This window comes from Paractinoplanes bogorensis (genome assembly GCF_018829635.1).
In the GTDB taxonomy this organism is placed as follows: Bacteria; Actinomycetota; Actinomycetes; order Mycobacteriales; family Micromonosporaceae; genus Actinoplanes; species Actinoplanes bogorensis.
The window spans coordinates 675,326-695,764 of record NZ_JAHKKG010000001.1; the positions used below are offsets into that span (position 1 = coordinate 675,326).

Below are 20,439 nucleotides of genomic sequence, written 5' to 3' on the forward strand. Positions count from 1 at the left end.
CGAGACCGGGTCGTCACGTCAGCCGCAGGGGGTGGCCGGCGCCGAAGACGACCGCTGAACGGATGAGAACTATGGCGCAGGGACCGCCGACGTTCCAGACCTTTCAAGATCAGCGCTACTCGCCGGACGAGGACGCCCAGTTCTTCCGTGACCTGCGGGACGCGCCCGGGCAGGACCCCTGGGGTGACCAGGACGACGACCGAGGCCTGTCCGACGGCTACGGCGTAAGAGAGGTCGACGAGCCCTGGCCCGACGACCCCTATCGCGAGGACCCCTACCGGCGCAGCGACATCCTGGTCGAGTCGAACACCGACCCGACCGGCTGGAAGGCGTCCGGCCCGGCTCAGCCGCCGATCCCCGACGACCGTCCGCCCGCCGAGGCCATCTCGGGCAACCGCCTGCTCACCGTCCTGTTGTTCTTCGCCGGCCTGGCCACCAGCGTCTCGCTCTGGCTGTTCGAGACCGAGGCCGGCACGGTCGGCGACACCGCCAGCCTGATGCTCGCCGCGGGCCGGATCACCGGCCTGATCGGCGGCTATCTGCTCTTCATCCAGCTGCTGATGATGAGCCGGGTCAGCTGGCTCGAGGAGTGGGTGGGTGCCCGCGACCTGCTGCGCTGGCACCGCTGGCTGGGCACGTCGCTGACCTTCTTCGTGCTCGCCCACGTGGTGTTCATCGTCTACGGCTACGCGCTCACCGCCGAGACCGGCGTCGTCGAGCAGGGCTGGACGATCATCACCACGCTGCCCGAGATGCTCAGCGCCACCGCCGCCACGATCATCCTGGTGGTCATCAGCCTGATCTCGATGAGGGCGGCCAAGACCCGGCTCCCGTACGAGTTGTGGCACCTGATCCACCTCACCGGCTATCTGGTGCTCCTGCTCGGCTACGGTCACCAGGTCGCCACCGGGGCCAACCTGAGCGGCCCGTTCGCCTCGATCTTCTGGCCCGCCCTGACCGCGCTGGTCATCTCGGCGCTGGTCTGGGGCCGCCTGATCGAGCCGATCTGGCTCAACCTGCGGCACAAGTTCGAGGTGGCCGAGGTCGTCTCCGAGGGCGGCAACACGTTCTCGATCTACATCGACGGCAAGAAGCTGCAGAAGCTGCCCGCGCAGGCCGGCCAGTTCATGCGCTGGCGCTTCCTGACCCGCAACGGCTGGTGGCAGTCGCACCCGTTCTCGCTGTCGGCCGCGCCCAACGCGCAGTGGCTGCGGCTGACCGTGACCGCGGTCGGCGGGCACACCCGCAAGCTGGCCGCGATGAAGGCGGGCACGCCGGTCTGGGCCGAGGGGCCGTTCGGCGTGTTCACCGCCCAGCGGCGCACCCGGCGCCGGGCCCTGCTGATCGCCGGTGGCAGCGGCATCGCGCCGATCCGGGCCCTGCTCGAGGACATGCCGCCGGACACGATCGTGATCTACCGGGCCGGCCGCCCGGACGAGCTGGTGTTCCGCGGCGAGCTCGAGGAGCTGGCCGAGCAGCGGGACGCCTGGGTCCGCTACATCGTCGGCGGGCGCAACGACCCCGGGCCGCGCCGGCTGTTCACCCCCGAGGGCATGGTCGGCCTGGTGCCCGACGTGAGCCGGCGCGACGTCTACCTGTGCGGCCCGCCCGGGCTCGTCGAGGCCGCGGTCGAGACGTTGCGCGAGCTCGACGTCCCCGACAGTCAGCTGCACCTCGATCCCTTCGAGTTCTGATCCGACGAGGAGTTCTCCCCATGCGACGTAGTACCGCAGCCGCCGTAGGCACCCTGACCGGCGCCGCCCTGATCATCGGGGTGCGACTGAGCGTGACGCCGCCCGAGGCTCCCGTCGCCCAGTCCCAGGTGGCCGACCTGGCCGACGCCACCCCGGCGCCCTCCAAGAAGCCCGCGGCCAAAGAGACCTCGAAGCCGCCGGCCAAGGAGAAGGAGGCGGCCGCCCCCAAGAGCGGCCTCAAGGACGGCGTGTTCAAGGGCAACGCGGCCGCCAACCCGTACGGGAAGATCCAGGTCACCATCAAGGTCGAGGGTGGCGAGATCACGGCGGCCGAGGCGACCTACCCGACCGCGAACGACAGCGCGACGATCAACCCGCCGGCCATCGCCGCCCTCAAGCAGTCGACCCTCGACGCCCAGAACGCGGACGTCTCGGCCGTCTCCGGCGCCACCTACACCAGTGAGTCCTATGTCAAGTCACTGCAGGCAGCGCTGGACGCCGCAAAGGCGTAAGGTCACGCTCTGTGCGCCATGTCGAGCATGTGATGGGGACGACGGTCAGCATCGAGCTGACCGATGAGCGGCCGGACCTGGTCGCGGACGTGTGCCGGTGGCTGCACGAGGTCGACGCGAGGTTCAGCACCTACAAGGCCGACAGCGAGGTCTCCCGGTTCGGGCGCGGCGAGCTGCGGATCGAGGACTGCTCGGCCGACCTGCGGCACGTGCTCGAGGTCTGTGCCGATCTGTGGCGCGATACGGACGGTTACTTCGACGCGTACGCCTCGGGTTCGCTCGACCCGTCCGGCTATGTGAAGGGCTGGTCGGTCGAGGTGGCCTCGGCCCGGCTGGCCGCCGCCGGGTCGCACGACCACTACATCAACGCGGGCGGCGACATCCGCATGCGCGGGCGGCACCCCGAGGGCGGGCCGTGGCGGGTCGGCATCCGGCATCCGTGGGAGGCCGACAAGGTCAGCTGGGTGCTCGCGCTGCACGATGGTGCGGTGGCGACGTCGGGCACCTACGAGCGCGGCGATCACGTGATCAATCCCCGTACGGGAAAGCCGGCCTCGGGTCTTCGCTCGGTCACCGTGGTCGGGCCCGATCTGGCGGTGGCCGACGCCTATGCCACGGCGGCACTGGCGATGGGGGAGGCCGGGATCGCCTGGCTCGCGAAGCGCGCCGCCGACGGGTATGAGTCGGCCGTCGTGACCGACGATCAGCGGGCGTTCAGCTCGGCGAACCTGCCCGCGGCCGTCTGATACCACCTATTTTAGACGGCCGCTCCAGCCGTCCACAGGCCGCGTGGCCCGTCCGTGCGGTTATCCACAACCGGGTGAAACTGGGCGGCGTTCATCGACCCTCATGAGGCAGCATGGCGGCGTGGACTTACGGGGACCGGCACGTTTTCTCTGGTGGCTGATACGCACGAACAAGGGCCGAGTGGGGATGGGGGCGCTCTTCGGCTCGCTCTGGTTCCTGAGCCTGGCGACCACGCCGTGGCTGCTTTCCCGGGCCATCGACCACGGCCTCGCCCCGCGCCGTCCCGGCGTCCTGATCGGCTGGGCAATCGCCGTGCTGGTCGTCGGCGCGGCCAGTGCGGGCCTGGGCATCATGCGTCACCGCAGCATGACCCGGCTGCGGATGGCGGCCGCCCTGCAGACCGCCGACCTGGTGATGACCCACGCCACCCGGCTCGGTTCGGCCCTGCCCCGGCGCATCACCGCGGGCGAGGTCGTCACGATCGGCATCTCCGACGTCTGGACGATCGGCCGCGCCATGAACGTGGGCGGTGTCGGCGTCGCGTCGACCCTGGCCATCAGCGTGGTGGCGACGATCCTCTTCCGTACCTCACCGATGCTCGCCGTCGTCGTCCTGGTCGGCGTCCCGGTGCTCGCGTTCTTCGTCGGCCCGCTGCTCCAGCGCGGTCAGAAAGCCGGCCTCACCTACCGCGAGCAGCAGGGCGAGCTCAACACCCGCCTGGTCGACGTGCTGGGCGGCCTGCGCATCCTCAACGGACTCGGCGGCAAGGAGACACACCTTTCCCGGTACGACCGTGAGTCCGCGCACCTGCGTGACCAGGGATATCGCGTCGGCGGTCCGTTCAGCTGGATCGGTGCGCTGGGCGACGGGCTCCCGGTCGTCTTCCTGGCCGTGGTCGTCTGGCTGGCGGCCCGGCTCGCGGCCGGCGGGGAGCTGACCGTCGGCGAACTCGTGGCCGTCTACGGCTACACCGCCATGCTCGTCATCCCGGTCAACGTCCTGATCTTCTGCTCGTTCGACGTGACCCGCGGCCTGGTCGCGGCCCGCCGCGTGGTCGACTTCCTGCGCCTGCCCGCCGACGACCCGGGCGGCGTCCCCGGCCCCGACCGTGCGGCCACACTGCGCGATCCCGGCTCCGGGGTGGTCGCCGAGCCCGGGCAGCTGACCGCGCTGGCCGGCGCCCGCCCGTCCGACGCGGCCGGCGTGATCGACCGGCTCGGCCGCTACGGCCCGACCGACGCGACCTGGGGTGGCATCCCGCTCGCCGAGATCGCGCAGCCGGTGATCCGCGAGCGCATCCTGGTCGCCGAGCCCGCGGCCGACCTGTTCGCGGGCGAGCTGCGCGACGTCGTGGCCGGCCGCGACGACCCCGACGACGAACGGGTCCGGGCCGCGATCAGGGCCGCCGTCGCCCACGACGTGGCGTCCGAGCTCGACCGTCCGATCGAGTGGTCCGGTCGCAACATCTCCGGGGGCCAGCGTCAACGCGTACGGCTGGCTCGGGCCGTACACGCGGATCCGGAAATGCTGCTGGCCGCCGAGCCGACGTCGGCCGTCGACGCCCACACCGAGTCCGCCATCGCCGAACGCCTCACCGCCGCCCGGCGCGGCCGCGGCACGGTCGTGGCCACCACGTCACCCGTGCTGCTCGACCAGGCCGACGTCGTGCACTACCTCGTCGACGGCCGGGTCGCCGCCACCGGCACCCACCGGTCCCTGCTCGAATCGTCGCCCGGCTACCGCGACCTCGTCACCCGGGTGTTCTCGTGAACCTCCCTGCCAGTCTTCCGGTCGCTGATCAACGCGCCGTCGCCCGGGCCGCCCTGCGCCTCATCACCGCCGACCGCCGGTCGATCGCCGCCATGGCCGTCCTCAACGTGCTCGCCGCCGTGGCCGGCCTCGGTGGCCCGTGGCTGCTCGGCCGCATCATCGACACGGTCGCCTCGGGCGGTGGGCTCTCGACCGTCAACCAGCTCGCCGCGGGCGTGCTGGCCTGTGCGATCGCCCAGACCCTGCTGGCCCGCCAGTCGCTCGGCATCGCCTACCGCTTCGGCGAACGCACCGCCGCCCGCATCCGCGAGAGCTTCCTGCGCCGCTCGCTGGCCCTGCCCGCCGCCGTCATCGAACGCGTCCCGGCCGGCGACCTGGCCGCCCGCGGCACCACCGACGTCGACGCCGTGGCCAACACGCTGCGCGACATCCTGCCGAACATCCTGATCGGCGTCGTCCAGATCGTCTTCATCGTCGTGGCCGTGCTGGTGCTCAACCCGCTGCTCGGCCTGGTCGGCCTGCTCGGCCTGTCCGGCATCTGGTTCACCACCCGCTGGTACCTGCGCGTCGCCCGTCCCGCCTACCTGCGCGAGGGCGAGGCCAACTCCCGCCTGGCCGAGGAACTCGCGGCGACCACTGCTGGCGCCCGCACCATCGAGGCGTTCGGCCTGGCCCAGCGCCGCCTCGACGCGGGCCGCGAAGCCATCGCCGAGACCCGCCGCACCCGCCTGGCCACACTGCGCCTGCGTACGGTCTTCTTCCCTTCGGTCGAGATCTCGTACGCCGTACCCAGCGTCCTGGTCCTCACCGTGGGCGGCTTCCTCTACTTCAACGGCCACGCCACCCTCGGCACGGTCGGCGCCGCCGTCCTCTACCTGCGCCAGCTCGTCGGCCCGCTCGACATGATCCTGATCTGGATCGAGTCGCTGCAGAGCAGCAGCGCCTCCTTCGCCCGCATCGAGGGCCTGGCCGCCGTTCCCGCCGGCCCACCCTCCGCGACGAGTCTGCCCGAGAACGACCGCCTGGAGATAACGGACGTCCGCTACGCGTACGACGAGGGCCGCGACGTCCTGCACGACGTGACCCTCACGGTGCGCCCCGGCGAGCGCCTGGCCATCGTCGGCCTTTCCGGCGCCGGCAAGTCCACATTGGGTCGCCTGGTCGCCGGCGTCGACCGCCCCTCGACCGGCTCGGTGACGGTTGGTGGCGTCCCCGTGGCCGACCTGCCGCCCGACGAGCTACGCCGCCAGGTGGTCCTGGTGACCCAGGAGCACCACGTCTTCCGCGAGACGCTGCGCGACAACCTGATGATCCCCGCCCCCGACGACGAGTTGCGGCGAGCCCTGAAAACGGTAGGCGCCGACTGGGCCGACGACCTGGACCGAGACCTGGGCGTCTCGCCGCCCGACGGCGCCCAGGCCCAGCAGCTGGCCCTGGCCCGAGTGGTCCTGGCCGACCCGCACACAGTGATCCTCGACGAGGCAACGGCCCTGCTGGACCCCACCGCGGCCCGAACAGCCGAGCGCGCGTTGGCCGCAGTTCTCCACGAACGCACGGTGATCGCCATCGCCCACCGCCTGCAAACGGCTCACGACGCCGACCGGGTAGTGGTCATGGACGACGGCCGAATAATCGAGGTAGGCACCCACGACGACCTGGTAGCCGCAGACGGTTCCTACGCAGCGCTGTGGCGTTCCTGGCACAGCCGCGACTAGGCCGCGTCTGGCGGATCACGAGGGCCTGCGCCGAGGCTCAGGCGGCGCCTGACGGCGTCCGCAGGACGGCCGAATACAACACCGGTATGCGGCCGCCGTCAGCCACCGCCTGGACCGCACCGCAGACCCGCGTGATCCGCCAGACGCGCCCTAGCCATCTCCCGTTCAGGCATTTCATCGCAGCTCGTCGTGGGATCGATTCCGGCTGATGATTTGCGTTGACTCGGGGAATGGATATCGGTCAGGGGCCACCGCCCGGAGGCATGGAACTCCTCATGGCCTTCTGCTGCTGTGGCCCTTTCGTCCTGGTCGCCCTGTGGTTCCTCATGATCAAGAGCAGCGTCGACCGGGACAACCGCAAGGGCCGATGCGCTTCCTGCAGCGGCCGGGGCAAGGTCTTCCAGGGCACCAACTCGTACAGCACCACTTGCACGTCCTGCAACGGCACCGGCCAATATCGGCCGTATTCGTGAGCGGTTGGGCAGCGTAGCCCCGTGGGGCACGATGTCGTGATGACTGAACTTGCTCAGCGACTGCGCTATCGGCTCATCACGGGCCCCGACGATGCTGAGTTCTGTGGCCGGGTCAGCGACTTGGTGGAACAGGGGTACCGGCTGCACGGGTCTCCCGCGTTGACGTTCGATGGTCGACAGGTCATTGCCGCTCAGGCGTTGGTGCTGCCAGACCCGGCGGGCGGCGCCGGGTAGCCGGTGTCCGGGCCGTACTACCCTCCGCTGCATGCCTGACGATCACGTTTACGGAGTTCGGCTCTTCGTTCCAGGAACGGCAGCGTCGATGTCGCAGTGGCAGGCCGCGCTCGGCCGTTCCGGTCTGACGCTGGACGGGCCGTCGCTGACGTCGCCGCGGCTGGGCTTTCGCGGGCTGGTGGAGTGGGTCGGCAACGACGGGTCGTTCGGGGCGGCGTTCGGGCACGGGACCATGACGCCGGAAGAGCAGCGCGCCGTCGCCGGGGCCGGCAGTGCCCTCGTCGTGGATCTGCCGGTCTACCTCGGTGAGGCGGCCGGCGAGGTGGCGACGCTGATTGCCGCGCTGGGCGACGCGGGAGCGTTGGGCGTGCGGCTGGAGCAGTCCAAGCTCGGCTGGCCGATCGCTCGGTGGGTGGAGGCTCTTGCGGGCGGCGACCCGTGGCTTCTCTACCGCTGCGCCGTCGTCATGCTCGAGGACGGCGGGGTTTCACGATCCTGCGGCATGCACGCGTTCGGGTTTCCCGATGCGGCCGTCGAGGCCCCGCCGGCCGTGGCCAACGAGCTGCTCGGCGTGCTCAACGTGTATCAGCTGGCGGAGGACCCGACGCTGGTCAGCGGCGACACCTTCCAGCCCGACCAGGAGACTCCGCGCCGCCGGCTCGAGCGCTGGCCCGACGACGGCTACCCGGCGGGCCACGCCTGCCACAACCCGTTCGGCGTGTGGCGGCTCGGCGCCGAGGGAACTACGGCCGACTCGCGCAGCGAACTCCGGCCCGTGTTCATTCCGCCGCTGGTCGCCCTGCTCACTGCCGCCGAGCAGAAGGCCGACCGGACCCTCACCCGCGACGAGGTGGAACGGCTCACCAACGAGGGCACCTGCATGATGATGACCCACGACGACGCGAAGTCGCTCGAACGAGGCCGCGGCTACGCCGACCTGGAGCCGGAGCTGGTCTGGAGCCAGTGGCAGGTCCTGCGCGAATCCTGACGCCGTTTCCGGGTAGACCCGTCGAGCAGGCGAGGTGGCGACGCCGAGACCGCAATCTTTCAAAATGGCACTGACGTCGCTCCTGATTCCGACCGGCATCTGCAACGATCGCACCAATGTGGAACAGCTTGGAGATTGTGAAGCTGATCGTCGCCGGCATTACCCCCGTTGCCGTCGCCGTGCTTGCGTACGTACTTAATCGCGCTCTCAAGCGCGCGGAGAACCGTCAGTGGTTCAGTCAGAAACTGGTGGAGAAGCGGATCGCGCTACTCAGCGAGGCGCTGCCGGACCTCAACGACCTGTACTGCTACTTCGCATGGGTGGGCCGTTGGAAAGAACTCTCTCCACCGGAGATTCTGCTTCGGAAGCGACGGCTTGATCAGCTTTTCCATGCCAACAGCCCGTTCTTCTCCCCCGATGCCCGTAACGCCTACGAGAGCTTCGTGGACGCCCTGTTCGAGACCTTTGTTCAGCCTGGCAAGAGCGCGCGGCTTCGTACCGGACTGAGCTCGCAGCATGGAAACAGGATGATGACCTTCTCCGAAGGCTGGGAGCCAGGATGGAATGACATGTTCGCGGCCGAGGACAAACGCACGGCGCCGGACGTCGTCAAGGATCGGTACCAGGACTTGACCACCGTTCTTGGCTCCGAGGTGGGCGCATGATTGTTCAGTGGTGCTGTAAGGGCCTCGCGAAGGTCGGGGAAGCGGAGATCTTGAAGATCTTCTCCAACCCCGTCGGGCTGATCTGCCAGGACTGGTTTCGCAGTTGGAAGGCAAGCGGGTCGTTCGAAATGAGCGCCGCGATGGAGCGCCTCACCGAGGCCGGCCTTCACCGTCATGTCAATGACTTCACCAGCTCGGATCCGCAGACGCAGTTGCCGTTCTGCGAGGTCACACCGTTCATCTCGCTCTCGGCGGGATGCGTCGACCGAGTCGTGCAGTCGAAGACGAACCAGGTTCATCGCGCGCTACGGACGGCACTGGACTTCGCCACCACGGATTACTCCGACCCAGCCCGGCCCGAGTGTCCTGGCTGGGTTCTCTACTGCTACGTGGTCGTGGGCTCCAATCCGGCGGTACGGATCCCGACCGTCGCCGAAGAAGTACGCGAACTCAACCACAACCGCGCCTACTCCGGGTGGTACTGGCAGGGTGAGGTCGCGGCCAAGCTGAACGTGCCGTCCGCGCAGATCCTTTGCGCTGAGCGCTACGAACCGCGGCCAGGTTGGTCGCCTCGTATCACCAACGTCCTGGTCAACCCGGGGTTCTATCATCCGGCGGCGCTGCTTCCGGAACGGAGCATGCTGTGACGCTGCCGGCGGACCTATGGGAGGCGTTGAGGCTGGATCGCTCGGCGATCGAAGCGCAGGTCCGCTTTCACCGAGGCTATGCGGATCTTGAAGATCCGCCTTTCGACGTGCGTGCCATCGCGGAGATGATGCGTCATGGACCCCTGCCGGGCGCCGACGGCGGTGTCATCGACCTCCTTGGCCGGAACGCGCCACCGTTGGAGCACTATCGGCCTACTCCGTCCGACCCTTGGATCAGGCCAGGCGAGATCGCAGACTCCCTCCGCCTGTCGGCGGTCGCCAACCTTCTCCTGGACACCCGTGCTGGTCGCGCTGACCTGATCCGTGCAGGTCATGTCTATCGCGGGGCGGGGTTGCCGTTCGGTGATTTCCTCCTCGTCGCCGCGACTGGCGACCGAGGAATCTCGATCTCGGACGCTGACCGGTTATTCAGTGAGTCGTCACGTCTCCTCGAGCCGGTGCAATGGATCTATCTTCTCCTCGCGGCCGTAGCCGATCTTGAGCAAGCCGTGCCGGAGCAACTCATTACCTCGCAGTCGATTGCGGTCGGCGCGGCCTCGCAGCCCTTCTCGACCTGGTGGCAGATCGGTGATCTGACCTCCCGGCTGGCGCCGGACGAGGAGGAGATCCGGTTGGATCTGAACCGGGCGATAGCGGAGGTAGCCCGAGCTCACGGCCGACAGTTGGAATTTGCCATGGCGGACACATTCCACTGGTCGACCGGGCACTCTCGGGTAGACATCGTGGATCTGGATCTCGCTGGCGCCGTCGCGATCGCGGCCCGGGTGATGGCCACACGCGGGCTCCGCCGGTGGGACCCCGCTGAGGAGTTCCACGATCTTTCGCCACTCGCACTGGTATCGATTACGATCGGCATCCAACTCGGAGGCGAGGATCCCACTCCGGAAGACGAACCAGGCCCGGACCCGCTCGGTCCCACGCCGGATCGAGAGGATGCGGGACGCTTCGATCACGGCTTCGAGTGACTCTCCTCTTGGTCCTCGTCGGTGAGCGAATCATCGTTCAGCCGTACGGTGAGAACCTGCCGACTAATCTCAGCGGCGAGTCGATGGCGCTTGCTGAAGCGCTTTATCGCGAGGTTCAACGGGCGCAGCACGCCGTTGACCAGGGGAAGAAGTTCCTCATGAGTGACTGGTTGAGATCCCTGCAGTCTGCTCAGCAGTTCCATCAGCGGGTATAGATTGCTCGTCGACAAGACCTGAAAGACCGGACGAGCATCGTTGAGATTGCCAAGAAGCTGGGCCCGGATAGCGGATTCCACCCGTTTCCCATAGAACCCGGGCCGATTCGCAGTGTCCACGAATCCGGCAAGTGCAGCTTGGCAGTCTTCCGCACTCTCGAGTTCCTCCTCGCGAGCCTGATGCTCAGCGTCTCGGCCAGCGGGCGTCACAGGCGCACGACGCTGGACGCGCCGTCAACCAACGCGAGGATCATGACGAACCGCATCCCTCATCGAACCACAGGACGGCACGGCCTTGTCGCCTTTTCGGGGGTCGTGAGACGGATCAGATGCCCCCGGAACGTCGCAGCCGATGAACCCCTACGGCAGCGAGTAACCAGGACTCGAGATGGGGCGGGGCCCTCACTCCTCGGCGAGCTCGGTCAGGATGTCGGCGGCGTCCTGACTGCCGGCCGCGGCCAGGCGCCGCAACTCCTCCAAGTCGCCCCGCTCGGCGGCCAGCTGGACCAACTCGTCGGCGGCTGCGCTGCTGCCGGCGGAAGCCAGTGTGCGCAGCTCGGCCATGTCGCCGCGTTCGCCGGCCAGCTCTACCAACTGGTCGATCGCGTCGTGGTCTCCGGTTGCTGCCTGGGCCCGCAGGGCCGACAGCTCAGCATCATCACCCATCCCAGCATTGTCATCGCCGATTGCGATGGGTGTAAGCGGCAACTTCGTTCGGCGCGGGCCGCAATCGCCGTGATTCTTGAGGCATCCCACTTCAAGGAGCGCAGATAATCATGTCCCGCATCCTCATTCGCGGTGGCCACGTGCTGTCGATGGATCCGGCGGTCGGCGACCACCCCGCTGGCGACGTTCTCATCGAGGACGGTGTCATCACCTCCGTCGGCCCGGCCCTGCACGACGTTGACGCCGAGATCGTCGACGCCGCCGGCATGGTCGTCATGCCCGGTCTCATTGACACGCATCGGCACACCTGGCAGGGCGCCTTCGGCCAGGTCGCCGCCGACTGGACGCTCAACGAATACTTCGCCGGCATCATCGGGCGGCTGTCGCCCCGGTTCACGCCGGACGACGTACGTGCCGGCACCCACTTCGGGGCGCTCGAGGCACTCGACACCGGCGTCACCACGCTGTTCGACTGGGCGCACATCATGAACACCCCGGACCACGCCGACGCCTCGATCGACGCGTTGCGGGCGGCGGGGATCCGGTCGGTGTTCGGGCACGGGCCGCCCACCTCGGACCCGTCCTGGTACTACGCCAGTGACCGTCGGCACCCGGACGACATCCGGCGGATCGCCGCGCAGGCCGGTGGGCTGCTCACCGTGGCCATGGCCGCCCGCGGGCCGGAACTGTCCACCATCGACGCCACCGCGGACGATCTGCGGCTGGCCCGTGAGCTCGGGCTGCGCACCTCGATGCACGTCGGTGTCGGGCTGCTCGGGGCGCAACGGTCGATCAGCCAGCTGCACGAGCGTGGGCTGCTCGGGCCCGATCTGATCTTCCTGCACGCCAGCACCTCGACCGACGACGAGCTCAGGATGCTGGCCGACGCGGGTTCCAGTGCTTCCGTGTCGCCGCGGGTCGAGATGATGATGGGGCACGGGTTCCCGGCCACGGGACGGCTGCTCGCCGCCGGCGTCCGTCCGGCCCTGTCGGTCGACGTCACCGCGGGGGTGCCGGGCGACCTGTTCGGTGAGATGCGCGCGGCGATCGAGGCCGAGCGCCTGCGCCGCTACGACCAGCTCCTGCAACGAGGTGAGCAGCCGGACGCCGTACCGCTGACCACCCGCCAGGCCGTCGAGTTCGCCACGATCGACGGGGCGCGATCGCTCGGGCTGGACGACCGCATCGGCTCGCTGACCCCGGGCAAGCAGGCCGACGTGATCCTGATCAGGACCGGTCGCGTGCGCGATGCCGCCGCCGCGGTGGCCTTCGCCGCCGCCGGTGACGTGGACACCGTGCTGGTCGGTGGCGAGTTCCGCAAACGGCACGGCGTGAGCGCCGGCATTCGAGCCGCCGCACAGCGGGCCGAAGAGTCGCGGGAACGCATCGAACTGGCCGGGCCGGCCGACGAAGAGACCGCCACCTGGAATCAGGCCCTGAGCCACCACCCGTACGTCACGGTCGGCGCCACCAGCGTCGCCGACGTGCAGGCCGCGGTCCGGTTCGCCGCCCGGTACGACAAGTCGGTCGCGGTCCTGGCCACCGGGCACGGGGCGCTGACCTCGGCCGACGGCTCGGTGCTGATCAACGTGCGGCGGATGGACCAGATCACGATCGACGCGCGGGCCCGCACCGCCACCGTGGGCGCCGGTGTCGAGATGCAGAGCCTGATCGACGCGGCCGCCAAGGAGGGCCTCGCCCCGATCGCCGGCTCGTCGCCCAACGTCGGCGTCGTCGGTTTCACGCTGGGCGGCGGCCTCAGCCCGTTCCTGGGCCGGGCGCACGGTTTTGCGTCCGACCACGTGCGCCGGGCCGAGATCGTCACGCCGGACGGCGAGGTCCGCCAGATCGACGCCGACACCGAGCCCGATCTGTTCTGGGCGATCCGCGGCGGCAAGGGCAACTTCGGCGTCGTCACCTCGCTCACCGTCGACCTGCTGCCGATCACCCGTCTGTACGGCGGTGGCCTGTTCTATCCCGGTGAGCACGCGGCGGCCGTCGTGGAGGCGTATCGCGCCCTGATCGCGGAGGCGCCCGAGGAGCTCACGGCGTCGATCGCGTTCCTGCGGCTGCCGCCGGCGCCGTTCGTGCCGGAACCGCTGCGCGCCCGGTTCACCGTCCACGTGCGAATCGCGTACCTGGGAACCGCCGAGGACGGGGCCCGCCTGATCACACCCTTGCGCGAGGTGGCACCGCTGTTGATCGACTCGGTGGACGAGATGCCGTTCAGCGCGGTGGCCGCGATCCATGCCGATCCGGTGGACCCCCTTCCCGCGTACGAGGTCTCGGCCGAACTCGCCGATTTCCCCGCCGAGGCCGCCGAAGCCCTGCTGGCCGTGGCCGGTCCGGAATCCGGCACCGAGGTGCTGATGGTCGAGATCCGGCAGCTCGGCGGTGCCCTCGCGCGCGAACCACGGGTGCCCAGCGCGGTCGAGCATCGCACCGGCGGGTTCCAGATGTTCGTGGCCGCGGTCGGCGCGCCCGGCATGGCCGAGGACTTCCGGCCGGCACTGCGCACGGTGTCCGACGCCCTCGCACCGTGGGCCACCGGCAAAACCCAGATCAACTTCCTTTCCGCGTACGACGTGACAACCGCTGACATCACGAAGGCGTACGGGGAAACGGGTTTTGATCGTCTCCGGCACGTCAAGACGAAGTGGGACCCGCGGAACCTGTTCCGGATCAACCACAACATTCCGCCGTACGCCTGACCTGCCCTCAGCCGCCGGACGCGCCCGGGCGTCCGGCGGCGCGCAGGATGTTCGCCAGCAACGCCGCGGTGGCGGCCGACGGGGGACGGTCGCTCGGCAGCGCCATCGCCACCGGCAACTGGAGCGACTCGTCGTCCATGGCCACGAACGCCACCCCCTCCTCGTGCTCGTTGCCGACCTTGGGCGCGAGGGTGACGCCGAGCCCGTTGCGGACCAGCCCGAGCGCGGTCTCCTGATCGGCCGCCTCGAACGGCACCTGCCGCACCAGCCCGGCACTCGCGAACGCGCGGTCGGTCATGGTCCGGTTGCCCCAGCCCGGCGGGAAGTCGACGAACATCTCGTCGGCCACGTCCTCCAGGTCGACCGAGGTCGCGTCGGCCAGCCGGTGCCGCAGCGGGCAGCAGAAGAACCACGGTATCGAGCCGAGGACATGCAGCCGTACGCCGTCCGGGGCGTTCCGCGTGCCGACCATGGCCAGATCCAGCTCGCCGGCGATGATCGCCTCGAGATGACCCGCGGTGCCGCGCGGCGATGTGCGCAAGGTGAACTCCACCAGCGGGTGCGTGACGTGGAACCGGCCCAGCACCAGCGGCAGGTCGACCACGATCAGCCCGCGGGACTTCGGCCGCACCCCGATCGACGTCAGCGTCCCGATCCGGATCGTCCCGCGCAGACCGCCGCGCACCTGATCCACCGTGTCGCGGGCCCGGCGTTCCGCGATGAGCAGGGACCGGGCCTCGGGCAGCAGAGCCGATCCGGCGTCGGTCAGCGTGACCCCGGCCGCTTCCCGGACGAACACCGGCAGTCCCAGTTCCCGCTCCAGTTTCTGGATGGTCGCCGACACCGCCGACTGGGCCACCCGCACCCGCCGGGCGCCCCGGGTGAAGCTGCCCTCCTCGGCCACGGCGACGAAGTATTCGAGCTGGCGAAGTTCCACCGCACCACTATCCCGGTCGTGTGTTGCACCCGAATTGCACCCCGCCGGGTCCTCGGATCCACCCGGGCCCCTCCGATAGGGCGACTTGGCAACCCCCACCCCCGTCGTCCGGAGGCATTCCCCCATGGCTGTCGCCCCACCGTCCCGTCGCCGCCGTTTCGGTGATCTCCCCACCGGCGTCAAGGTGCTCACCGCCGTGGGTCTCGCCGCCCTGGTCGCGCTGACCGTCGGCATCGCCGGGATGGTGTCGCTGTCGAAGTCCAGCGAGGCCGCGCAGCGCATTTACAGCCGCAACCTGATGGCGGTCAAGGCGATCGAGGACGTACGCGCGGTCGCGCTCAAGGCCCGGCTCGCCGCGACGAACCAGGCCCTCGCTCAGTCGGTGGCGGCGGAGAAGAAGTACCGGGACGCCTTCGCGACCGACAGCGCCGCCTTCACCACCGCGATCACGCAGTACCGCGCGGCCATGTCGGGCGGCCGGACCGCCACTGTGGACTCGCTGCAGGCACTCTGGGACCAGTACCGCACGATCGTGCAGAACAAGCTGTTCCCGGTCGGTGCGGCCAACGAGCTGACGACCTGGGCGAAGATCCGGGACGCCGAGGTCCTGCCGGTCATGGACAAGTTCAACGCCGCCATCGACCAGCTGATCGCGGCCGAGAGTGCCGATGCCGCAGCCGCCGCCGACGCAGCCGCCGCGAACTACAAGTCGAGCCGCCTGCTCGACCTGAGCCTGCTCGTTGCGGGCCTGATCGCGGCCGGCGCGGTCGGCGTGCTGGTGTCGCGCACGATCGTGCGCTCGCTGCGTAAGGTCGAGGAGGTCTCGGAGGCGCTCGCGCACGGCGACCTGACCCACACCAGCGGCCTGACCACCAACGACGAGACCGGCCGGGTCGGCCGCGCGCTCGACACGGCCGTCGCCCAACTCCGCGACACGGTGTCGACCATCGACCAGTCGGCCGCGTCGCTGGCCGGCGCGGCCGAGGAGATCACGGCGACCGCGTCGCAGATCGCGGACTCGGCCGGCGAGACCTCCCGCCAGGCCCAGGCCGTCTCGACCGCGGCCGACGAGGTGACCGCGAGCGTCACGACGGTGTCGGCTGGTGGCGAGGAGATGGCGGCGGCGATCCGCGAGATCTCCCAGAACGCCGCCGAGGGCGCCCGGGTCGCGCAGGAGGCGGTGGCCGCCGCCAACGCCACCTCGCAGACGATGAACCAGCTCGGCGCGTCGTCGGCCGAGATCGGCAACGTCATCAAGGTGATCACCACGATCGCCGAGCAGACCAACCTGCTCGCGTTGAACGCCACCATCGAGGCGGCCCGCGCGGGCGAGGCGGGCAAGGGCTTCGCCGTGGTCGCGTCCGAGGTCAAGGACCTGGCCCAGGAGACCGCCAAGGCCACCGAGGAGATCTCCCGCCGGGTCGAGGCGATCCAGTCGGACGCGGGCGGCGCCGTCAGCGCCATCGAGATGATCACCGAGGTGATCGGCCGGATCAGCGACTTCCAGACCACGATCGCCTCGGCCGTGGAGGAGCAGACCGCCACCACCGCCGAGATGAACCGCAGCGTGGCCGAGGCGGCCGGAGCGAGCAGCGAGATCTCGGCGACGATCAACGGGGTCGCCACCTCGGCGCACACCACGAGCGAGGGCGTGGCCGACACCCGGCAGGCCACGGCCGAGTTGTCGCGCATGTCGACCGAGCTGAGCCGGCTGGTGTCGACCTTCAAGTACTGAGCTGTCGCCGCTGTCCCCTCAGCCGCTGCCCGATTCTGCCGTCGCCGCTGTCCTCTCAGCCGCTGCCCGATTCTGCCGAACAGTGGGTGTGCCGAACTGGCGGTGGTGCCTGGCTGCGGGGACAGCGGCGACCGCCGTGTACGTCCTGCTGCCGGACGGCGGCCGGTGGCACGCGATCGCGTACGCGCTGCTCGGCTCCCTGTGCGTGGCCGGTGTGGTGTTCGCGGTCCGGGTCTATCGCCCGCATCAGCCGACGACCTGGTACACGTTCGTCGGCGGGCTCGGGGTGTGGCTGGCGGGCTCGGTGATCAACCGGGTGACGGCCGAGCCGCCCTGGCCGGCCATCACCCAGGTGCTCGACCTGGCCGGCTATCCGCTGGTCGGCTGGGCCCTGGCCGCTCTGATCCGGGGGCGCGCCCGGGCTCATGACCGCACGGCACTGATCGACGGCAGCATCGTGGCGACCAGCCTCGCCCTGCTCTACTGGTCCCTGGTGGTCGGCACCACCACCGTGTCCCCGGTCCAACTGGTCGTCGCGTTGGGCGACGTCATGCTGTTCATGCTCGGCTCGCTGCTGATCACCACGCCGGGCGCCCGTACGGTCAGCTACCGGCTGCTGCTCACCGCGCTGCTGCTGACCGCGATAGCCGACATCTCGCTGGTCGTCATGCCGTCGGACCCGTCGCGGAGCGGACCGGCCGACGTCCTCGGCCTGCTGGGCAATGTGCTGGTCGCGACGGCCGCCCTGCACCCGTCGATGCGCCGGCTGACCGTGCCGCCGGCCAACCCGCCACGCTTCGTCCGGCCTCGGCTGATCCTGCTCGCGGTGGCCGTTCTGCTGGCTCCGGCGGTCAACCTGTACGACGGGCTGACCGGCCGCCCGGGTGAGGACTGGCTGACCACCGGCGTCGCCACGATCCTGCTGTTCGCCCTGGTCACCGCGCGCATGGCCGGACTCGTGCACCGGGTCGAGACCCAGTCCCGCGAACTCGAGCACCTGGCCGGCCACGACGCGCTCACCGGCCTGCCCAACCGCCGCCGCTGGGACGACCGGCTGACCACCGTCATGGCCGGCGGCGCCGCGACACTCATCGTCGGACTGCTCGACCTCGACCATTTCAAGGCCTTCAACGACACCCGTGGGCACCAGGCCGGCGACGACCTGCTGGCCGAGGCCGCCGCCGCCTGGCGGGCCTGTCTGCGCCCGGGTGACCTGCTGGCCCGCTACGGCGGGGAGGAGTTCGGACTGCTGATCACCGGCGGCACACTCGACGAAGCGGTCCGCACGGCTGAGCGGTTGTTGCGCGTTACGCCGTACGGGCAAACGTTCTCCGCGGGTCTGACTGTCTGGGACGGTCGGCAGAGCCCGGCCGAACTGCTGCACCGGGCCGATGAGCTGCTCTATGCGAGCAAGCAGGCCGGGCGGGCCCGAATCTCAACAGCGGCCGTTGCAGGCCAGGACGCGCAGGCGGTCGAGGGTGCCGTGCCACTGGTTCGAGTCACCGGAGAAGGGGCCGCGGCTCGAGTACTGCCAGAACGACCAGGTCGGCGCCCCCGCCGGTAGAACGCCGGGTGCGCTCGCATAGCGCGCCAGCCACAACGGCGAATTCGCCCAGAAACCCGAGTAGTTGCCGGTGCAGCGCTGCCACCAGTCCGTCGTGGTGTAGATGACGGCCCATCTTCCCGTACGGGCGTGGTAGCGATTCAGGAACGCGGCGATCCAATTGCGCATGTCGGTGGTGTTCAACCCGTAGCAGGTGTTCGTACCGGGGTACGGGTTGTATTCGATGTCGAGCGCACCGGGCAGGGTCCGGCCGTCGGGTGACCAGCCGCCACCGCGACCGACGAAGAAGTCGGCCTGTGCCTGCGCCGAACCGGGCGACCGGTTCGGCAGAGCGAAGTGGTACGCCCCGCGGATCATGCCCACGTTGTACGAGCCGTTGTACTGCTGCGCGAAATAGGGGTTGGTGTAGGAACTGCCCTCGGTCGCCTTGACGAAAGCGAACCGTGAACCGGCGTTCCACTGCGCCCGCCAATTCACATTTCCCTGGTGGCTGGCGACATCTTGGCCATAGGTGACGGGGGCGGCCTGGGCCGGTGCGGCGACGCTCAGGGTCGCCGCGATGCTCAGGGCGGTGAGAATGCCCGACAGCTTCACGGAATTTACCTCCACGGCTGGGTGAGCGTTCATTGCAGCCGCGACCACAGGTCGGCGGAAAGCAGGAACGCGACAGCCCGCGGATGACCCCGGATCAGGGTCGGAGTTCCGTCGGCGAGAACGGCTCGCTCAGGTATTTCTTCTACTCGCTTTCACGAGCCGTTCCGCCGTTTGGATCAGGCCCTCTTGGTGTGCTTCTTGTAGCCGTCGTTCGTGTCGGTGGCGGCCGGCTTGGTGGCGCCGTCGGTCGTGTCGGCGGCGTCAGGCTTGGTGTAGCCGTCGTTCGTGTCGGTCGCGGCGGGCTTGGTGCCGGCGTCGGTCGTGTCAGCGTCGGGGCCCTCGTCGCCCTGGTCCGCGGCGGGCTTGCCGTAGCCCTGGTCGGTGTTGTCGTCGGCGGGCTTGCCCTGGCCCCGGGTCGGCTTGTCGTCGCTGTCGTCGGCGGCCGGCTTGCCGTAACCCTGGTCCGTGTCGTCGGCGGTGGCGGGCTCCTCGCCGTTGCCCTGGCCGTCGCCCATGACGGCGGGCGTGTGGCGGTGGTGGTTCCGCATGTGGTGGTGGCGCCGGTGGTCGCGGAAGCCGAAGCCCTCGTCGAGGAAGGCGAGGCCATCGGCGAAGAAACCGTCTTCGTCGTCGAAGAACGCGACGCTGCCGAAGCCGGGCCCGTCACAGCCGCAGTGGTGCCCCTGAACGGCGGCCTGAGCGGCGGTCGCCGGAAGGAAAAGCGCACCGGCGGTGACCGCACCGGCGAGGATCGACTTGATAAGTGTTGACGGCATGCTGCAGCTCTTCTCAACTCAGTGAATGGTCGTCAGATCGACCGAATCGTCCACCCGCCTAACGATCTTGAGCGACGCAAAGACGCGCACCTCACCCTTTAGCGAAGGTGTAAGCGCCGTTCTCGGCGCTGATTAGCCTCGCTCTCAGCGCTGATTAGCCCCGCTCTCAGCGCTGATTCGAAAGCGATCGAGGCAGATATCCGTACCTCTAATCGGTTAAGCCAAACGGATCAGGCGTGACGTAATTGTTCGTGGATAGCGGCCGCGCGATCGCGGTCGGCCCGGGCCGCGGCCGATCGACCCGCGCTCTCGTGGGTTTCCGCGCGGCGGATCAGAGTGGCGGCCAGGCTGTGCCGATCGCCGGCCCGCTCGAAATTCTCGACCGCACCGTCGTAGTGGTGAATTGCTTCGCCGAAATCGCCGAGCCGGTGCGAAGCGAGGCCGAGCGTGTCCAGCGACGCCGCCTGTTCCTGCAAGGTGCCGATTCGCCGCTGCAGCACGAGGGCCTGATTGCATACGGCTACGGCCTCGCGATCGCGCCCGGACTGCACGTGCAGCCACCCCGTGGCGCTGAGGACGTCGCTGGATCCTGCGGAATATCGCAAGATCGTCTCCCAGATTTCTCCCAAGCGGGGGTGTCACCACCTGTGCGGGCATTCCGTCGCGCAAGCTCCGCCCTGGCGGGCCGTGGCCGGCTGGTCCAGATGGAGCACCCCACGTCTGACCGACCTGGACCAGCCGGGCCACGGCCCGGCTGTCTCGGTGTGCGGTGGATTGTTTCGCTGGGCTTGGGCATCCCGAGCCGCCGGG

The 20,439-nt window shown here is 69.4% G+C and carries 19 protein-coding genes and 1 pseudogene; 14 read left to right on the top strand and 6 right to left on the bottom strand.

Translation table 11 applies throughout. The annotated features are described in order from the left end of the window. The first annotated feature begins 71 nt into the window (after nucleotides 1-71). The 11 genes from KOI35_RS03280 to KOI35_RS03330 all read left to right on the top strand — a co-directional run bounded on the left by KOI35_RS03280 (nucleotide 72) and on the right by KOI35_RS03330 (nucleotide 10,431). A complete protein-coding gene (locus KOI35_RS03280; RefSeq protein ID WP_246612382.1) occupies nucleotides 72-1,694 on the top strand; it encodes a ferredoxin reductase family protein in 1,623 nt (540 codons plus the stop codon). A 20-nt stretch (nucleotides 1,695-1,714) separates the two neighbouring features. Then, nucleotides 1,715-2,206, top strand: coding sequence for an FMN-binding protein (locus KOI35_RS03285; protein ID WP_215784465.1), 492 nt, complete (start codon nucleotides 1,715-1,717; stop codon nucleotides 2,204-2,206). A gap of 32 nt (nucleotides 2,207-2,238) precedes the next feature. After that, on the top strand, nucleotides 2,239-2,952 hold the full coding sequence (locus KOI35_RS03290) for an FAD:protein FMN transferase (protein ID WP_215784778.1): 714 nt from the start codon (nucleotides 2,239-2,241) through the stop codon (nucleotides 2,950-2,952). A gap of 187 nt (nucleotides 2,953-3,139) precedes the next feature. Continuing rightward, nucleotides 3,140-4,723 carry an ABC transporter transmembrane domain-containing protein gene (locus KOI35_RS03295; RefSeq protein ID WP_246612383.1) on the top strand — a complete coding sequence of 528 codons (1,584 nt, stop codon included), beginning with the start codon at nucleotides 3,140-3,142 and terminating at the stop codon, nucleotides 4,721-4,723. Further along, the gene (locus tag KOI35_RS03300; protein ID WP_215784467.1) at nucleotides 4,720-6,438 is read left to right on the top strand and encodes an ABC transporter ATP-binding protein; all 1,719 of its coding nucleotides are present in this window, start codon (nucleotides 4,720-4,722) and stop codon (nucleotides 6,436-6,438) included. The genes KOI35_RS03295 and KOI35_RS03300 overlap by 4 nt, the downstream gene beginning before the upstream one ends. Before the next feature lie 263 nt (nucleotides 6,439-6,701). Then, entirely contained in the window at nucleotides 6,702-6,911 is a 210-nt protein-coding gene (locus KOI35_RS03305) for a hypothetical protein (protein ID WP_215784468.1), read from the top strand. 39 nt (nucleotides 6,912-6,950) lie between these two features. Next, the gene (locus KOI35_RS03310) at nucleotides 6,951-7,145 is read left to right on the top strand and encodes a DUF1737 domain-containing protein (protein ID WP_215784469.1); all 195 of its coding nucleotides are present in this window, start codon (nucleotides 6,951-6,953) and stop codon (nucleotides 7,143-7,145) included. Nucleotides 7,146-7,176: 31 nt separating this feature from the next. Further along, complete coding sequence (locus tag KOI35_RS03315) at nucleotides 7,177-8,133, top strand: DUF4261 domain-containing protein (RefSeq protein ID WP_215784470.1); 957 nt, start codon at nucleotides 7,177-7,179, stop codon at nucleotides 8,131-8,133. 137 nt (nucleotides 8,134-8,270) lie between these two features. Then, nucleotides 8,271-8,798, top strand: coding sequence for a hypothetical protein (locus tag KOI35_RS03320; protein ID WP_215784471.1), 528 nt, complete (start codon nucleotides 8,271-8,273; stop codon nucleotides 8,796-8,798). Beyond that, nucleotides 8,795-9,445: a hypothetical protein gene (locus KOI35_RS03325; RefSeq protein WP_215784472.1), complete on the top strand. Its 651-nt coding sequence runs from the start codon at nucleotides 8,795-8,797 to the stop codon at nucleotides 9,443-9,445. Before KOI35_RS03320 ends, KOI35_RS03325 begins: the two co-directional genes overlap by 4 nt. Then, on the top strand, nucleotides 9,442-10,431 hold the full coding sequence (locus tag KOI35_RS03330) for a hypothetical protein (RefSeq protein ID WP_215784473.1): 990 nt from the start codon (nucleotides 9,442-9,444) through the stop codon (nucleotides 10,429-10,431). Before KOI35_RS03325 ends, KOI35_RS03330 begins: the two co-directional genes overlap by 4 nt. Here KOI35_RS03330 and KOI35_RS03335 read toward each other — a convergent pair. Then, nucleotides 10,416-10,727 (bottom strand): hypothetical protein, encoded by a 312-nt coding sequence (locus KOI35_RS03335; protein WP_215784474.1) that lies wholly within the window; start codon nucleotides 10,725-10,727, stop codon nucleotides 10,416-10,418. The two genes, KOI35_RS03330 and KOI35_RS03335, sit on opposite strands and share 16 nt — an antisense overlap. Nucleotides 10,728-11,048: 321 nt before the next feature. After that, entirely contained in the window at nucleotides 11,049-11,312 is a 264-nt protein-coding gene (locus tag KOI35_RS03340; protein ID WP_215784475.1) for a hypothetical protein, read from the bottom strand. Nucleotides 11,313-11,422: 110 nt separating this feature from the next. On the opposite strand from KOI35_RS03340, the gene KOI35_RS03345 reads away from it, so the two are divergent. Beyond that, a complete protein-coding gene (locus KOI35_RS03345; RefSeq protein WP_215784476.1) occupies nucleotides 11,423-14,023 on the top strand; it encodes an amidohydrolase family protein in 2,601 nt (866 codons plus the stop codon). A 7-nt stretch (nucleotides 14,024-14,030) separates the two neighbouring features. Here KOI35_RS03345 and KOI35_RS03350 read toward each other — a convergent pair whose 3' ends face one another. Beyond that, nucleotides 14,031-14,960 (bottom strand): LysR family transcriptional regulator, encoded by a 930-nt coding sequence (locus KOI35_RS03350; protein WP_215784477.1) that lies wholly within the window; start codon nucleotides 14,958-14,960, stop codon nucleotides 14,031-14,033. Between the two features lie 124 nt (nucleotides 14,961-15,084). On the opposite strand from KOI35_RS03350, the gene KOI35_RS03355 reads away from it, so the two are divergent. After that, nucleotides 15,085-16,695 carry a methyl-accepting chemotaxis protein gene (locus KOI35_RS03355; RefSeq protein WP_215784478.1) on the top strand — a complete coding sequence of 537 codons (1,611 nt, stop codon included), beginning with the start codon at nucleotides 15,085-15,087 and terminating at the stop codon, nucleotides 16,693-16,695. Between the two features lie 946 nt (nucleotides 16,696-17,641). Next, a pseudogene (locus tag KOI35_RS47025) lies at nucleotides 17,642-18,112 on the top strand (GGDEF domain-containing protein); the annotation flags it as partial. Nucleotides 18,113-18,130: 18 nt separating this feature from the next. On the opposite strand, the gene KOI35_RS03365 reads toward KOI35_RS47025, so the two are convergent. From KOI35_RS03365 to KOI35_RS03375, 3 genes are all read right to left on the bottom strand, one after another. Beyond that, nucleotides 18,131-18,853 (bottom strand): lysozyme, encoded by a 723-nt coding sequence (locus KOI35_RS03365; RefSeq protein ID WP_308120758.1) that lies wholly within the window; start codon nucleotides 18,851-18,853, stop codon nucleotides 18,131-18,133. A gap of 176 nt (nucleotides 18,854-19,029) precedes the next feature. Next, complete coding sequence (locus KOI35_RS03370; protein WP_215784480.1) at nucleotides 19,030-19,629, bottom strand: ICP22 family protein; 600 nt, start codon at nucleotides 19,627-19,629, stop codon at nucleotides 19,030-19,032. Between the two features lie 230 nt (nucleotides 19,630-19,859). Beyond that, a complete protein-coding gene (locus KOI35_RS03375) occupies nucleotides 19,860-20,180 on the bottom strand; it encodes a tetratricopeptide repeat protein (RefSeq protein WP_215784481.1) in 321 nt (106 codons plus the stop codon). Nucleotides 20,181-20,439: the final 259 nt, after the last annotated feature.

Coding starts and splice junctions, on each gene's coding strand:
- KOI35_RS03280 (WP_246612382.1), top strand. CDS start 72: ATGGCGCAGGGACCGCCGACGTTCCAGACCTTTCAAGATCAGCGCTAC.
- KOI35_RS03285 (WP_215784465.1), top strand. CDS start 1,715: ATGCGACGTAGTACCGCAGCCGCCGTAGGCACCCTGACCGGCGCCGCC.
- KOI35_RS03290 (WP_215784778.1), top strand. CDS start 2,239: ATGGGGACGACGGTCAGCATCGAGCTGACCGATGAGCGGCCGGACCTG.
- KOI35_RS03295 (WP_246612383.1), top strand. CDS start 3,140: ATGGGGGCGCTCTTCGGCTCGCTCTGGTTCCTGAGCCTGGCGACCACG.
- KOI35_RS03305 (WP_215784468.1), top strand. CDS start 6,702: ATGGAACTCCTCATGGCCTTCTGCTGCTGTGGCCCTTTCGTCCTGGTC.
- KOI35_RS03310 (WP_215784469.1), top strand. CDS start 6,951: ATGACTGAACTTGCTCAGCGACTGCGCTATCGGCTCATCACGGGCCCC.
- KOI35_RS03315 (WP_215784470.1), top strand. CDS start 7,177: ATGCCTGACGATCACGTTTACGGAGTTCGGCTCTTCGTTCCAGGAACG.
- KOI35_RS03325 (WP_215784472.1), top strand. CDS start 8,795: ATGATTGTTCAGTGGTGCTGTAAGGGCCTCGCGAAGGTCGGGGAAGCG.
- KOI35_RS03340 (WP_215784475.1), bottom strand. CDS start 11,312: ATGGGTGATGATGCTGAGCTGTCGGCCCTGCGGGCCCAGGCAGCAACC.
- KOI35_RS03345 (WP_215784476.1), top strand. CDS start 11,423: ATGTCCCGCATCCTCATTCGCGGTGGCCACGTGCTGTCGATGGATCCG.
- KOI35_RS03355 (WP_215784478.1), top strand. CDS start 15,085: ATGGCTGTCGCCCCACCGTCCCGTCGCCGCCGTTTCGGTGATCTCCCC.
- KOI35_RS03370 (WP_215784480.1), bottom strand. CDS start 19,629: ATGCCGTCAACACTTATCAAGTCGATCCTCGCCGGTGCGGTCACCGCC.